Origin of the sequence: Serratia plymuthica, assembly GCF_018336935.1 — a bacterium.
GTDB classification, from domain to species: domain Bacteria; phylum Pseudomonadota; class Gammaproteobacteria; order Enterobacterales; family Enterobacteriaceae; genus Serratia; species Serratia plymuthica_B.
This window is the reverse complement of the sequence record NZ_CP068771.1, coordinates 1454018-1467913: the sequence shown is the minus strand read 5'-3', so window position 1 is coordinate 1467913 and position 13896 is coordinate 1454018. Positions and strand designations below refer to the sequence as shown.

Sequence of the window (13896 nt, the reverse complement as noted above, 5' to 3'; positions counted from 1 at the left end):
CCCGATGAATGAAATTCAACCTCTAGCAAGCGCCGCCGGGATGACCGTCGGCCTTGCCGTTTGCGCTCTTATCCTCGGGCTGATCCTGGCGATGCTGTTTGCCGTCTGGGAATCGTCGCGCTGGAAAGTCGTCAGTTGGCTCGGCACCGCCTGGGTGACGCTGCTGCGTGGCCTGCCGGAAATTCTGGTGGTGCTGTTTATCTATTTCGGTTCGTCGCAGCTGCTGTTGATGCTCTCCGACGGCTTCACCCTGAATTTCGGCCTGTTCCAACTGCCTATCCAACTGGCGATCGATAACTTCGAAGTCAGCCCGTTCCTGTGCGGCGTGATCGCGCTCGCCCTGCTCTATTCGGCTTATGCATCGCAGACGCTGCGCGGGGCATTGAAGGCCGTGCCGCAGGGCCAATGGGAATCCGGACAGGCGCTAGGAATGAGCACGGCGGCCATTTTCTTTCGCCTGATCATGCCGCAGATGTGGCGCCATGCGCTGCCTGGCCTCGGCAACCAGTGGCTGGTATTGCTGAAAGATACTGCGCTGGTGTCATTGATCAGCGTTAACGATCTGATGTTGCAAACCAAGAGCATCGCCACCCGTACTCAGGAGCCTTTTACCTGGTACGTGATTGCCGCGGCAATTTATCTGGTCGTCACCCTGTTCAGCCAGTACGTGATCAAACGTATAGAACTGCGCACCACGCGTTTTGAGCGGGGGCCAGTCTGATGCTTGAGTTCTTGCCGGAAATTATCAAAGGGTTGCACACCAGCCTGACGCTGACGATTACCGCACTGATTGTGGCACTGGTGTTGTCGCTGCTGCTGACCGTGATCCTGACGCTAAAAACGCCGATCCTGACGCCGCTCGTAAAGATCTATATCACGCTGTTCACCGGCACCCCGCTGTTGGTACAGATATTCCTGATCTACTATGGCCCCGGCCAGTTCCCGGCGATCCGTGAGTACCCGTGGTTATGGAACCTGCTGTCGCAGCCGTGGCTGTGCGCGATGATCGCGCTGGCGCTGAACAGCGCCGCCTACACCACCCAGCTGTTTTACGGTGCGGTGCGGGCGATCCCGTCCGGTCAATGGCAATCCTGCGAGGCGCTGGGCATGTCACGCTCACAGTCGCTGCGCATTCTGCTGCCTTTCGCTTTCAAGCGCGCACTGTCGTCTTACTCCAACGAAGTGGTGCTGGTGTTCAAAAGTACCTCGCTGGCTTATACCATCACCCTGATGGAAGTGATGGGCTACAGCCAACTGATGTATGGCCGCACCTACGACGTGATGGTGTTTGGCGCCGCCGGGCTGGTGTATCTGTGCGTCAACGGCCTGCTGACCTTGCTGATGCGTCTGGTCGAGCGGCGTGCGCTGGCGTTCGAACGCCGTAACTGAGCGCTTCGCCGGTCAGTCTAAAAGCCCTGCCTTCGCGCGGGGCTTTTTATTTTCATTGCAATTTTTAATCATTTATATTGCATATCAATTCATTAAATGGCAGGGTAAACGCCAGCGATCACCGCGAGAACCTTTGGGTTATTGTCAGTAAAATCAAGCGGTGGCGAGATAAAAATACGCAGACTTGCAGACAGGAGCTTTACGCATGAAAAAACTATTACTTACCGCGACGGTGCTGGCCGGGATCGCCTTCAACGCCGGCGCTGCCGACACCATTCGCTTCGCCGCTTCCGCCACCTACCCGCCGTTCGAATCACTGGATGCCAGCAATAAAATCGTCGGTTTCGATATCGATCTGGCTAACGCGCTGTGTAAACAAATGAAGACGGAATGCACCTTCACCAACCAGGCGTTCGACAGCCTGATCGCCGCGCTGAAATTCAAAAAATACGATGCGGTGATCTCAGGCATGGACATCACGCCGGAACGCAGCAAGCAGGTCGCCTTCACCCAGCCGTATTACGCCAACTCGGCGATTGTGATCGCCCAGAAAGGTAAATTCAGCTCACTGGCCGATCTGAAAGGCAAGAAGGTGGGTATGGAGAACGGCACCACTCACCAGAAATACATGCAGGACAAACACCCGGAGATTAACACCGTCTCTTACGACAGCTACCAGAACGCCATTCTCGAGCTGAAAAATGGCCGTATCGACGGCGTGTTCGGCGATACCGCCGTGGTGAACGAATGGCTGAAGAACAACCCTCAGTTGGCGCCGGTTGGCGAGCACGTCACCGACGCGCAGTACTTCGGCACAGGTTTGGGCATTGCGGTGCGTCCAGACAATAAGGCGCTGCTGGCCAAGCTGAACGCCGCGCTCGACGCCATCAAAGCCGACGGGACTTACAAGGCCATCAACGACAAGTGGTTCCCGCAGTAAGACTCGCAAATCATAAGGCCCGCTCACCGGGCCTTATATCAGTCAGTTTCGCACCAACAGCGTCAGCACTTCGTAATGGGCGGTATGCGGGAACATATCGAACAGCTGCACACGCTCGATGCGATAATCCGGCAGCCCTTCAATGTCTTTCGCCATGCTCTCGGCATTGCAGCTTGAATACAGAATGTAGCCTGGCGCCATCTGGTTCAGGTAGTCGCACAGCGCCTGGCCGATACCGCGCCGTGGCGGATTGACCAGCACCAACTGCGGCACGCTGCCTTCAGCGGTGGCAAAACGCGTGGAGTCCAGCGCCTGGAAACTGACGTGCTGCAAACCCAGCGTTTCCGCCGACTGGCGTGCGCAAGCAATGGCTTCGGCGCTGATCTCAATGCCGGTAAGCCGGGTTTCCGGCTGCGCACAGTGCAGGCCAAACCCACCCACGCCGCAGAACAGATCCCACATGCTGTCGATACCCAGCGCCCGAACCCAGTCGCGCGCGGTAGCGTACAGTTTGGCCGCTACCTGCGGATTGGTCTGGAAGAAACTTTGCGGACGGATATACAGCGGCACCTGATTGAACTGCTCCTCTAGCGCCTGCTGCTCGGTCAGCGGGATCTCGCGCTCCCCTTCCATAATCGCCATATGCACCGGCTGAATATTGGCGGAAATCACCCTGAGTTGCGGTAACTGTTGCTGCAACCACGGCAACGCGGCTCGCAGCTGCGCCAGTTTGCTATCCGAACGCAGTACAAAGCGCAACATTACGCCGCCGCTGTGGGTGCTTTCGGTTAACAACAGGTACTTCAGTTCACCGCGCTTGCGCGCCACGTTATACGGCGTCAGGCCGGCGCGGGCGATAAAACGTTTCAACACCACGAACATGGGTTCAAAACTGGCGGGATACAGCGGGCAAGCCCCCAGATCGACCGGCGTGCCGTCGCGATGCAGCATGCCGAGCAGCGGGCGCTCTACGCTGCCGCTGACCACCATTTTGGCTTTATTGCGAAACGCGCTCTGCTCGCCGGCAAGCGGTTCCAGCCACTGGGCGACATCGCGCCCGGCCAGCAGCGATTGCAGGTGATGCTGTTTGTCCGTCAGTTGCTGCAGGTAAGGTTTTTCCAGCCACTGACAGGAACGGCAGGTTCCCGCCGTATACAAAGCGCAATGCATAAAGATGACCCTGTGGGTTCGGGATGAATAATTAAGGGCGCAGAGTTTATCACTCTACGCCGTTAAAATCTCAGTGACGCGCGGCGAAATACCGGCGGCTGGTGACGGGAACAAACAGCAACGCCAGGATAACCGCGTCGGGAATTTTTTGCAGGATCAAGACATGCAGGATCTGGCTGCTGGTTTCCCCTTCAACGGTAAAAACCTCCGGCAGAAAGTTGCCGATGGTCGCCAGCAGCAAATAACCGACCACCAGACACTGGCAAATCACGTAGCTCCAGCGCCCCCAGTTATGACCGCGCATCACCGCAAAACCGCAGCTGATTTGCAGGCACAGCAATAGCAGGCCGGCCAGAAAAATAAACGTAGAATCCCAGGCCTGAGCGCTGGTACTGACAAATTCCTGAGCGCCGTCGACACCCAGCTCCCCCAACAGCAACAGCACGCTGATGCATTTGATGGCCACCATTGCCGTTCCGGCCACCATCACCGGTACTGGCGCATCTGAAGTCGATCTCATTCCCTGCCTGCTGTTCAGCATCTCTGACATATCCGTGTATACCACCAAACGCCGCCTATACTCGTCATACTTCAAGCTGCATGTGTGTTGGCTGTACCCGCGCCTCCAGGAACTTACCTGAGTAAGTTCCTGGAGACTCACGGCCTTGCCGCCTTCATGCAACTCGAATTATTTAGAGTATATTCAAACGGCATATATAAAGTCAGGTAATCAATTGCAATACCAATAATTGCAAAAATAGCAGGTTTGAACCGAATCAGCTACGGGCGGCCTTTTGTAATTCGCGCGATCGCTGTTTTTCCGAGCGCGCCATAAACCACCAGGCAATCAAACCGATAATCCCCACCACCAGCAGAATCAAACTCGCCAGGGCGTTGATTTCCGGATTCACCCCCATGCGCACGCTGGAGAACACCAGCATCGGCAAGGTGGTAGCGCCAGGCCCGGCGACGAAGCTGGCAATCACCAGATCATCCAACGACAGGGTGAAGGCCAGCATCCAGCCGGCAACCAGCGCCGGGGCAATCATCGGCAGCGTGATCACGAAGAACACTTTCAGCGGCGTCGCACCCAGATCCATCGCCGCCTCTTCGATCGAGCGGTCCAGCTCACGCAGGCGCGAACTGATCACCACCGAGACATAGGCGGTACAGAAGGTGACGTGCGCCAACCAGATGGTGAACATCCCGCGCTCCGACGGCCAGCCAAACGCGTGCCCCATCGCCACAAACAGCAGCAGCAGCGACAGACCGGTGATCACGTCCGGCATGACCAGCGGCGCTGTCAGCATAAAGGCAAACCCCGTTGACCCGCGGAAACGGCCGAAACGCACCATCACCACGGCGGCAATCGCCCCCAGCACCACGGCGGCAGTCGCCGAAGCGGCCGCTATCGTCAGGCTCAGCCCGACGGCGCTGATCATCGCCGAATCATGGAACAGCTCTGAATACCAGCGCGTCGACCAACCGGCCCATACCGTCACCAGCTTGGAGCTGTTGAACGAGTAAATGACCAGCATCAACATCGGCGCATACAGGAAGGTGAAACCTATCACCAGAATGGCGATACGCCACGGTGAACGCACTACCGGCAAGTTGTTCATCCCTGCCCCCCCATTTCCTTGTTCTGGTGCTTGTGGAACCAGAGAATCGGTACGATCAACAGCAGCAGCATGACGGAGGCAACCGCCGAGGCCACCGGCCAGTCGCGGTTATTGAAGAACTCTTGCCACAGCACGCGGCCGATCATGATGCTGTCCGGCCCGCCCAGCAGTTCCGGGATCACAAACTCGCCCACCGCCGGGATAAACACCAGCATCGAGCCGGCGATAATGCCGCCGCGCGTCAACGGCACAATCACGCTGAAGAAGGTTTTCAACGGTTTGGCGCCCAGATCCAGCGAAGCCTCGACCAGCGAGTAATCCAGCCGCGTCAGTGCGGTATAAATGGGCAATACCATAAACGGCAGGTAGGAATACACCACGCCGATATACACCGCCAGATTGGTATGCAGGATCACCAACGGATGATCGATAACCCCCAACCACAGCAGGAAGTTGTTGAGGATACCGTTGTTTTTCAGGATCCCCATCCAGGCGTAAACGCGGATCAGGAACGAGGTCCACGACGGCAGGATCACCAGCAGCAGCAAAATGTTGCGGGTTGAAGACTTGCTGTGCGCCACCGCCCAGGCCAACGGGTAACCGATGATCAGGCAGCAAATCGTCGATACCGCCGCCACCTGCAACGATTGCAGATAGGCATCCAGATACAGCGGATCGTCGGTCAATTGCAGGTAGTTGGCAAAGTTGAGCGCGATATCCAGCTTGCCTTCCGCCCAGCTCATCAGATCGGTGTAAGGCGGAACGGCCAACGCCAGCTCCGACAGGCTGATCTTGAACACAATCAAAAACGGCAGCAGAAACAGCAGCGTAAGCCACAGCAGCGGCACCGCGATAACCAGTTTGCGGCCGTGGGTCATTTGCAGGCGCTGGAAAAACGCTTTGAGCGCGCCGGGGCCGTTAGCCGGCGGTTCCGGCGGCGTGCGTTCAGAAAGCATTGTCATAACAAGTACTCCTCACCTTCGCCACTTACACCGTCAACACTACGCAACTGTCGGCTTCCCAACACAGGCGCACTTCATCGCCCCAGGTCGGCATCCCTTTGCGGAAACGGTGGCCGTTCTGCAACTGGGCGCTGAGCACCTGGCCGCTGAGCAGCTTCACGTGGTAGATCGACAGATCGCCGAGGTAAGCGATATGCGCCACTTCCCCCACCGCAAAGTTGCAGCCGTCTTGCGGCACCTCTTCGCACAGCATGATTTTTTCCGGCCGCAGCGCAACCTGGATCGGCACGCCGTCCACCACCGACGAATCCGGATCCACTTTTAGCGCATGACGCAGGCCGGGGCTTTGCAGGATCAGCGCGTCGTCATGACGTTCCTGCAGCACGCAGTCAAAGACGTTGACCGAGCCGATAAATTCGGCGCTGAAGCGGCTGTTCGGGTGCTCGTAGATCTCTTCCGGCTCACCGATTTGCACAAACTTGCCGCGGTTCATGATGGCGATGCGCCCCGCCATGGTCATCGCTTCTTCCTGATCGTGGGTGACCATTACGCAGGTCACGCCGACGCGCTCGAGAATATCCGTCACTTCAAGCTGCATGCGGTCACGCAGTTTTTTATCCAGCGCGCCCATAGGTTCATCCAGCAGCAACAGCTTCGGCCGCTTGGCCAGACTACGCGCCAGCGCCACACGCTGGCGCTGGCCGCCGGAGAGCTGGTGCGGCTTGCGTTTGGCGAACTCTTGCATGTGTACCAGCGACAGCATTTCCGCCACCCGTTCGGCGATTTCCGCACGCGGCATCTTGTCCTGCTTCAGGCCGAAAGCGATATTCTGCTCAACCGTCATGTGCGGGAACAACGCGTAAGACTGGAACATCATATTGATTGGCCGCTGGTATGGCGGCACGTGCGACATGTCCTGCCCGTCGAGCATGATCTGCCCTTCCGTTGGCTGTTCAAAGCCGGCCAGCATGCGCAACAACGTAGACTTGCCGCAGCCGGACGGCCCCAACAGCGCAAAAATTTCGCCCTTGTAGATGGTCAGGCTGACGTCTTCGACCGCGTTTTGGCCGTCAAAGGTTTTAGTGAGGTTACGGATTTCCAGCAGAGGGGTGAAAACCTTCTGCGACTTGGCTTGAGGACGAGGAATGGCGTCGTTCAATCGGGGTGCTCTCCGGTGTAAAGCAGTGCAAAAAACCACGGCGATTGCCATGGCCCAAAATGGCAACGCAGGCGGGGAGCACCCGCCTGCTGACAGAACACGACTGAAAACCGGGCTCGGTTGGCTGAGCCCTTACGTATTACTTCCCGCTTTTAACTTTAGTCCAGGCACGGGTAATGACACGGTCCAGCTTCGGCGATTGCACGTTCAGCGTGAACAGCTTGGCGCGCAGATCGGCCGGTGGATACACGTTCGGGTTGTTGCGTATATCGGCGTTCACCAGCGGCGTGGAATCCTTCACCGCGTTGGCGTAATACACGAAGTTGCTGATGCCCGCCATTACATCCGGCTTGAGCAGGAAGTTCAGGAACTGGTAAGCGGCGTCCTTGTTTTTGGCATCCGCCGGCATGGCGAACATGTCAAAATAGGTCAGCGCCCCTTCTTTCGGGATGGTATAAGCCACGTTCACGCCATTCTTCGCTTCTTTGGCGCGGTTGGCCGCCTGCATCACGTCGCCGGACCAGCCGATCGCCACGCAGATGTCACCGTTCGCCAGATCGTTGATGTACTGGGAAGAGTGGAAGTAACGGATGTTCGGCCGCAGCTTGAGCAGCAGATCGTTCGCAGCACCGGTGTAATCCGCCGCGTTGGTGCTGTTGGGATCTTTGCCCAGATAATGCAGCACGGTCGCGTAGATTTCGCTAGGCGCATCCAGGAAGGAAACGCCGCAGCTTTTCAGCTTTTCAAGGTTTTCCGGTTTGAGGATCAGATCCCAACTGTCGACCGGCGCGTCTTTGCCCAGCACCGCCTTCACCTTGTCGACGTTGTAGCCGATGCCGGTGGTCACCATCAGGTAAGGAATGCCGTATTTGTTGTCCTTGTCGTTATGCGCAACCAGTTTCAGCATCTCGGGATCAAGGTTTTTGTAATTCGGCATTTTGCTCTTGTCGAGCGGCTCAAAGATACCGGCCTTCGACTGGCGCTCAAGGAAGTTGGACGAAGGTACCACCAGGTCATAACCGGTGCTGCCCGCCATCAATTTGCCTTCAAGAACTTCATTGGAGTCAAAGACGTCGTACACCACTTTGATGCCGGTTTCTTTCTGGAATTTAGCTAAGGTGTCCGGCGCAATATAGTCGGACCAGTTATAGACGTGCAGCGTTTTTTCATCGGCTGACGCGGTGACGGACGCGGCCATCAGCAGGCCGGCAACAACACCCGATAACCACTTTTTACGTTGGGTGACCATCCGTAACTTCCTCCAAAACAGGGGGTGAATCATAGAATTGAACTTGTATCCCGAAATGATACAAAACCTTTCCTGATCGAGCGCAATCGTTGCAACCGCGAATTGAATGGCTATGCATTTGATTGCATGCGCCTTTTTCAGCTGTCCAGCTCGCGTGGTTACAAGGGGAATCGCAAGCCCTTAGCAGAATCAGCAGCATAACCGGTGTTGCCGGAACGCACCAGCCTTCAGGGCCAAAAACGCCTTTTATCGATTTTTTATGCAGTTTTTCTCTATGTGATACGCCATTAATGGCATAAACGGCGAGAAATATCTGGCAACAGAGGGTAAAACGCAGAATATATTATTGCGGAAGGAAATAAGGGCAGCATGCCGCCGGAGGTGCGGCATGCATCATCTACGGCGGCGATCAGTGCAGCATTGGCTGGCGGTCGGCGGCAGCCGGGTTCTCTTCTTCGTCACCCATAAACAGCAGATCGTTCGCCCGCGCCTCGAGGATCACCATCGAGATCTGTTCTTCGCCCTGCTGCATAAAGTGGGTGAACTGCTCCAGCGTCACGCCCACGGCGATGCTCAGCGACTGGCAGACGATCAGTTTCGGCAGATTGTCGTCCTGAATATCGACAAACGCCTTGATGGTCAGCGAACTGGCGTTGATCTGGCTGAGATCGGCCACCAGCGGGATCAGCGCGGTCGGCTTCACCTCGGCCAACGCGGAGAACAAGATCACGTTGTCTACCAGATCGATCTTGGCGTCGAACACGCCGTCGAAGTTTTGCATGTGCGGCAGGTGCAGCGCCTGACAGGAATCGCACTCAAAGAATGAAATGCCCGATTGATCCAGCCAACGTCGCAACAACGCCAAATCAGGGACTATGAGTGAATCCATATTACCAGCCTCACAATATTCAAAACGCGAAAAAGGCGCATAGCTTACGGAATATTGCCCCAATACGCCACGATCAAAGCCGCTTAATTCGCTATTAGGATAAATATGGGCGAGAAAAGGCCGCAGCACCAGCCGCAAAGCCGCGAATCTTTGCCGCCGGGCATTCAGCCGCCCGATTTCAGGCGAAACCCCGGCCGCGCGCGCTGTTCAATGTATTCGATCATCATGCCGGCGATATCCAGCCCGGTGGTGCCTTCAACCCCTTCCAACCCCGGTGAAGCGTTGACTTCCATCACCAGCGGGCCACGGGCCGCACGCAGGATATCCACGCCGGCGACGTCCAACCCCAGCGTAGCCGCAGCCTTCACCGCAATCGCCCGCTCTTTGGCGGTAATGCTCACTTTGCGGGCGGTGCCGCCGCGGTGCAGGTTGGAGCGGAACTCCCCGGCCTTGGCCTGCCGCTCGATTGCGGCCACTACCTTGCCGCCCACCACCAGACAGCGCACGTCCCTGCCCTGCGCCTCGCGAATGAACTCCTGCACCAGAATGTGGGCGTTGAGGCCGCGGAAGGCATCAATCACGCTCTCCGCCGCCTGGCGCGTTTCCGCCAATACCACGCCGATGCCCTGAGTGCCTTCGACCAGTTTGACTACCAGCGGCGCACCGCCGACCAACTCGATCAGATCGCCGGTATCGTCCGGCGAATGGGCGAAACCGGTGATCGGCAGGTCTATCCCCTGGCGCGCCAGCAATTGCAGCGAGCGCAGCTTATCGCGCGCCCGGGTGATCGACACCGACTCATTCAGCGGGTAGCTGCCCAGCAACTCAAACTGCCGCAGCACTGCGGTACCGTAAAAAGTGATGGCGGAACCGATACGCGGGATCACCGCGTCATAACGGTCCAACTGACGACCGCGATAGTGGATAGTCGGCGCGGCGGGGTTGATGTTCATATAACAGGAGAGCGGATCGATAATATCAATACTGTGCCCGCGCTGCTCCGCCGCTTCCAGCAGACGTTTGCACGAATACAGCGTTCCATCGCGCGAAAGAATGGCAATTTTCACTCGTCACCCCAAAAAGCAATTACCTGCCAGGCAGGCATAGTATCGGCGGCCGGCGCTCAGGCGCGCGGCTCACGGTCATTTTTATCGTCCGGTGCGTTTTTCGGATCGGGCTTGCGTCGATCGTTTTCCGGCGGCAGACCGCCACGCATCAACGGACCAAAGCCCTGCGCCACGCGCCAGACCAAAAACGCCGCCGCCGGCACCATCAGCGCCACCCCGAGAAAAATCATCGCCACCGCCGCCTGCTGCGAAGCCAGCCAACCCGGCAGGTGGACATGATCGTGAATACTCAGATAAGCCAGCACCAACAGCACCATACCCAGGCCTTCCAATACCAGCACCGGGCGCGGTAAGTCACCGAACGAACGCATATTTTTTTCTCCAGAGGCACTGCCCCCAGTGTAGTGAATTCCCCACGGCGGCGACAGCCCCGGCGGCTTAATCGGTTACGTGAATCAGATTAACAGGTAATTCCTGCTTTTTTTTCACCGAGCCAACGGGCATAGTAAACGGCATCAACGCAGGTAATGCGCAGACTGAGGCTTTTTTGGCTGACAGAATGTCGTTGCAGTAGCGATTAAATAATTGAATATCAACTAAGGAGTGATGCATGTTTGCAGTGATCTTCGGGCGCCCAGGCTGTCCTTATTGTGTCCGTGCGAAAGAGTTGGCGGAAAAACTGACTGAAGACCGTGACGACTTCAACTTCCGTTACATTGATATCCACGCTGAAGGCATCACCAAGGCCGACCTGGAAAAAACCGTCGGCAAACCGGTAGAAACCGTACCGCAGATTTTCCTTGATGAAAAACACGTTGGCGGCTTCACCGATTTCGAAGCCTACGCCAAAGAAAACCTGAATCTGTTCCAGTAAACCCTCGGGTTTAACGACGAAAAGGCGCTTAGAGCGCCTTTTTTATTGCCGTTCGCGACGGTGGCATTGCTGAAACGCCTGCAGCAGGCTGCGTGCAAACAGCGCCAGCATGGCACCGAATACGCACCAAAACACCGCGCTGGTGGCATAAGCCAGTTCCTGCCAGAACGAATAAAACGGCGTCAGCCAAAAATGACGGATCGTCAGACACAGCGGCAGCGCATACAGCGCGCCCAGCAGCGGGCAGAGGATCCGCTTTTTGCTCGAAAAATAGCTGGCGATCATGCCGGGTATCACAAACAGCAGCAGGCCGGTTTCACCGTGATGCTCGTGATCCGCGCTGCCGAATACCCCGCTCTGCTGGCCGAGAAACACCAGGCTGAACAACAGAGAACAGCTTAAAATGCCCACCCAATACCGATAATTCGCCATGCGGAGACTCCCCTTTAGCGTCGTCACTACTCCGTAGAAATCAGCCGTGTCACGCAACAGGCGACGACTTGCCATAAACGGCAACGCTGAGCTGAACTTTTTCCTTGGTCTAAAGAGAGTTAAATGCGTTCGGCAGCGCAGGAACTCAGCTTAATGCTGGCTGTCACGCGCCATAGCGACTAGAATATACGCCGCCGATCGATGGTTCGGATCGCCTTCCGCTGGTTAGTTATTTATGACGTCATTTTCCGACTGAATTTATATCTTATAGTCATCTACATCAAGCACTTACTGGTAAACAATAAGTTATCCTCCGTGAACATAAACGTCGCTAGTTTGTTAAACGGTAACTACATCCTGTTACTGTTTGTGGTACTCGCACTGGGGCTGTGCCTCGGTAAAGTTCGTCTGGGCTCCGTTCAACTCGGTAATTCCATTGGCGTTTTGGTGGTTTCACTGCTGCTGGGCCAACAACATTTCGCCATTAACACCGAAGCGCTGAATCTCGGCTTTATGCTGTTTATTTTCTGCGTCGGCGTGGAAGCCGGGCCAAACTTTTTCTCAATTTTTTTCCGCGATGGCAAAAATTACCTGATGCTGGCGTTGGTAATGGTCGGCTCCGCGATGGTGATCGCTATCGGTCTTGGCAAGTTGTTCCATTGGGACATCGGGCTAACCGCCGGCATGCTGGCCGGATCCATGACCTCGACCCCGGTGCTGGTGGGCGCAGGCGATACGCTACGCAACACCATCGTCAACGGCCCGGCGCTGCTGGCGGCACAGGACCATCTGAGCCTCGGCTATGCCCTGACCTACCTGATTGGCCTGGTGAGCCTGATCTTCGGCGCACGCTATCTGCCAAAATTACAACATCAGGATCTCTCCACCTCCGCCCAGCAGATCGCCCGCGAGCGCGGCCTGGATACCGACAGCCAGCGCAAGGTTTACCTGCCGGTCATTCGCGCCTACCGCGTTGGCCAGGAGCTGGTGGCCTGGGCAGACGGCAAAAACCTGCGTGAGCTGGGCATTTATCGCCAGACCGGTTGCTATATAGAACGCATCCGCCGCAACGGCATCCTGGCGAACCCGGACGGCGACGCCGTACTGCAGGTAGGCGACGAGATTTCACTGGTCGGCTACCCCGACGCCCATGCGCGGCTGGACCCCAGCTTCCGCAACGGTAAAGAAGTGTTCGACCGGGATCTGCTGGACATGCGTATCGTCACCGAAGAGATCGTGGTCAAGAACAGCAATGCGGTAAACAAGCGCCTGAGCCAGTTAAAGCTGACCGATCACGGCTGCTTCCTCAACCGGGTGATCCGCAGCCAGATTGAAATGCCCATTGACGACAGCATAGTGCTCAACAAAGGCGACGTGCTGCAGGTCAGCGGCGACGCGCGCCGGGTGAAAAGCGTGGCGGAGAAGATCGGCTTTATCTCTATCCACAGCCAGGTGACCGACCTGTTGGCCTTCTGCTCCTTCTTCATCATCGGGTTGATGATTGGCCAGATCACCATCCAGTTCAGCAATTTCTCGTTCGGCATCGGCAACGCCGCCGGCCTGCTGATGTCCGGCATCATGCTGGGCTTCCTGCGCGCCAACCACCCAACCTTCGGCTACATTCCGCAGGGTGCGTTGAACATGGTGAAAGAGTTTGGCCTGATGGTGTTTATGGCCGGCGTCGGCCTGAGCGCCGGTGCGGGTATCGGCCACAGCCTCGGCGCCGTCGGCGGCCAGATGCTGGTCGCCGGGTTGATCGTCAGCCTGGTGCCGGTGGTGATCTGCTTCCTGTTTGGCGCCTATGTGCTGCGCATGAACCGCGCCCTGCTGTTCGGCGCGATTATGGGGGCGCGTACCTGTGCGCCGGCAATGGAAATCATCAGCGATACCGCACGCAGTAACATCCCTGCGCTGGGCTACGCCGGAACCTACGCCATAGCTAACGTATTGTTAACCCTGGCAGGTTCGTTGATTGTGGTGTTGTGGCCGGGGATACTCGGCTAACCGATAAGCAGCAAAGATGAATCAGTGGCAAATATATTTTGAAATTTTTATCGCCGGTGAGAACTTTCCTTTCCGGGGGTAGTCTGAATTAGTGCCACTGCTTTTCTTTGATGTCCCCATTTTGTGGAGCCCGTTAGTC

At 56.8% G+C, this 13896-nt stretch carries 15 protein-coding genes; 5 read left to right on the top strand and 10 right to left on the bottom strand.

Annotated elements, in window-relative coordinates; genetic code table 11:
- Nucleotides 1–4 precede the first annotated feature (4 nt).
- From artQ to artJ, 3 genes are all read left to right on the top strand, one after another.
- Nucleotides 5–721 (top strand): arginine ABC transporter permease ArtQ, encoded by a 717-nt coding sequence (gene artQ / locus JK621_RS06980; protein ID WP_212559186.1) that lies wholly within the window; start codon nucleotides 5–7, stop codon nucleotides 719–721.
- Nucleotides 721–1389 carry an arginine ABC transporter permease ArtM gene (artM, locus tag JK621_RS06975; RefSeq protein WP_212559185.1) on the top strand — a complete coding sequence of 223 codons (669 nt, stop codon included), beginning with the start codon at nucleotides 721–723 and terminating at the stop codon, nucleotides 1387–1389. The genes artQ and artM overlap by 1 nt, the downstream gene beginning before the upstream one ends.
- 205 nt (nucleotides 1390–1594) lie before the next feature.
- Entirely contained in the window at nucleotides 1595–2329 is a 735-nt protein-coding gene (artJ, locus tag JK621_RS06970) for an arginine ABC transporter substrate-binding protein (RefSeq protein ID WP_212559184.1), read from the top strand.
- Nucleotides 2330–2371: 42 nt separating this feature from the next.
- Here artJ and rlmC read toward each other — a convergent pair whose 3' ends face one another.
- The 9 genes from rlmC to JK621_RS06925 all read right to left on the bottom strand — a co-directional run bounded on the left by rlmC (nucleotide 2372) and on the right by JK621_RS06925 (nucleotide 10818).
- Nucleotides 2372–3499: a 23S rRNA (uracil(747)-C(5))-methyltransferase RlmC gene (gene rlmC / locus JK621_RS06965; protein ID WP_212559183.1), complete on the bottom strand. Its 1128-nt coding sequence runs from the start codon at nucleotides 3497–3499 to the stop codon at nucleotides 2372–2374.
- A gap of 70 nt (nucleotides 3500–3569) precedes the next feature.
- The gene (locus tag JK621_RS06960) at nucleotides 3570–4049 is read right to left on the bottom strand and encodes a YbjO family protein (RefSeq protein ID WP_212559182.1); all 480 of its coding nucleotides are present in this window, start codon (nucleotides 4047–4049) and stop codon (nucleotides 3570–3572) included.
- A gap of 226 nt (nucleotides 4050–4275) precedes the next feature.
- Nucleotides 4276–5121 (bottom strand): putrescine ABC transporter permease PotI, encoded by an 846-nt coding sequence (potI, locus tag JK621_RS06955; RefSeq protein WP_006320894.1) that lies wholly within the window; start codon nucleotides 5119–5121, stop codon nucleotides 4276–4278.
- The gene (gene potH, locus JK621_RS06950) at nucleotides 5118–6083 is read right to left on the bottom strand and encodes a putrescine ABC transporter permease PotH (RefSeq protein WP_432761920.1); all 966 of its coding nucleotides are present in this window, start codon (nucleotides 6081–6083) and stop codon (nucleotides 5118–5120) included. Before potH ends, potI begins: the two co-directional genes overlap by 4 nt.
- A 25-nt stretch (nucleotides 6084–6108) precedes the next feature.
- On the bottom strand, nucleotides 6109–7242 hold the full coding sequence (potG, locus tag JK621_RS06945) for a putrescine ABC transporter ATP-binding subunit PotG (protein ID WP_212559181.1): 1134 nt from the start codon (nucleotides 7240–7242) through the stop codon (nucleotides 6109–6111).
- Nucleotides 7243–7381: 139 nt separating this feature from the next.
- Nucleotides 7382–8491: a spermidine/putrescine ABC transporter substrate-binding protein PotF gene (potF, locus tag JK621_RS06940; RefSeq protein ID WP_212559180.1), complete on the bottom strand. Its 1110-nt coding sequence runs from the start codon at nucleotides 8489–8491 to the stop codon at nucleotides 7382–7384.
- Between the two features lie 409 nt (nucleotides 8492–8900).
- Nucleotides 8901–9380: a YbjN domain-containing protein gene (locus JK621_RS06935; RefSeq protein ID WP_004942518.1), complete on the bottom strand. Its 480-nt coding sequence runs from the start codon at nucleotides 9378–9380 to the stop codon at nucleotides 8901–8903.
- Between the two features lie 164 nt (nucleotides 9381–9544).
- On the bottom strand, nucleotides 9545–10447 hold the full coding sequence (rimK, locus tag JK621_RS06930; RefSeq protein ID WP_212559179.1) for a 30S ribosomal protein S6--L-glutamate ligase: 903 nt from the start codon (nucleotides 10445–10447) through the stop codon (nucleotides 9545–9547).
- 56 nt (nucleotides 10448–10503) lie between these two features.
- The gene (locus tag JK621_RS06925) at nucleotides 10504–10818 is read right to left on the bottom strand and encodes a YbjC family protein (protein ID WP_212559178.1); all 315 of its coding nucleotides are present in this window, start codon (nucleotides 10816–10818) and stop codon (nucleotides 10504–10506) included.
- Nucleotides 10819–11057: 239 nt separating this feature from the next.
- On the opposite strand from JK621_RS06925, the gene JK621_RS06920 reads away from it, so the two are divergent.
- Complete coding sequence (locus JK621_RS06920) at nucleotides 11058–11321, top strand: GrxA family glutaredoxin (RefSeq protein WP_004942515.1); 264 nt, start codon at nucleotides 11058–11060, stop codon at nucleotides 11319–11321.
- A gap of 42 nt (nucleotides 11322–11363) precedes the next feature.
- On the opposite strand, the gene JK621_RS06915 is transcribed toward JK621_RS06920, so the two are convergent.
- The gene (locus JK621_RS06915) at nucleotides 11364–11753 is read right to left on the bottom strand and encodes an inner membrane protein YbjM (RefSeq protein ID WP_212559177.1); all 390 of its coding nucleotides are present in this window, start codon (nucleotides 11751–11753) and stop codon (nucleotides 11364–11366) included.
- A gap of 315 nt (nucleotides 11754–12068) precedes the next feature.
- Between JK621_RS06915 and JK621_RS06910 the strand changes: the two genes are divergently transcribed.
- On the top strand, nucleotides 12069–13757 hold the full coding sequence (locus JK621_RS06910) for an aspartate:alanine antiporter (RefSeq protein ID WP_062871318.1): 1689 nt from the start codon (nucleotides 12069–12071) through the stop codon (nucleotides 13755–13757).
- Nucleotides 13758–13896 lie beyond the last annotated feature (139 nt).

Bases quoted from the DNA above. Each gene is read 5' to 3' on its own strand.
- potF (WP_212559180.1), bottom strand. From the start codon at position 8,491: ATGGTCACCCAACGTAAAAAGTGGTTATCGGGTGTTGTTGCCGGCCTG.
- potH (WP_432761920.1), bottom strand. From the start codon at position 6,083: ATGACAATGCTTTCTGAACGCACGCCGCCGGAACCGCCGGCTAACGGC.
- JK621_RS06915 (WP_212559177.1), bottom strand. From the start codon at position 11,753: ATGGCGAATTATCGGTATTGGGTGGGCATTTTAAGCTGTTCTCTGTTG.
- JK621_RS06935 (WP_004942518.1), bottom strand. From the start codon at position 9,380: ATGGATTCACTCATAGTCCCTGATTTGGCGTTGTTGCGACGTTGGCTG.
- artQ (WP_212559186.1), top strand. From the start codon at position 5: ATGAATGAAATTCAACCTCTAGCAAGCGCCGCCGGGATGACCGTCGGC.
- JK621_RS06960 (WP_212559182.1), bottom strand. From the start codon at position 4,049: ATGTCAGAGATGCTGAACAGCAGGCAGGGAATGAGATCGACTTCAGAT.
- potI (WP_006320894.1), bottom strand. From the start codon at position 5,121: ATGAACAACTTGCCGGTAGTGCGTTCACCGTGGCGTATCGCCATTCTG.
- artJ (WP_212559184.1), top strand. From the start codon at position 1,595: ATGAAAAAACTATTACTTACCGCGACGGTGCTGGCCGGGATCGCCTTC.
- rlmC (WP_212559183.1), bottom strand. From the start codon at position 3,499: ATGCATTGCGCTTTGTATACGGCGGGAACCTGCCGTTCCTGTCAGTGG.
- artM (WP_212559185.1), top strand. From the start codon at position 721: ATGCTTGAGTTCTTGCCGGAAATTATCAAAGGGTTGCACACCAGCCTG.
- JK621_RS06920 (WP_004942515.1), top strand. From the start codon at position 11,058: ATGTTTGCAGTGATCTTCGGGCGCCCAGGCTGTCCTTATTGTGTCCGT.
- JK621_RS06925 (WP_212559178.1), bottom strand. From the start codon at position 10,818: ATGCGTTCGTTCGGTGACTTACCGCGCCCGGTGCTGGTATTGGAAGGC.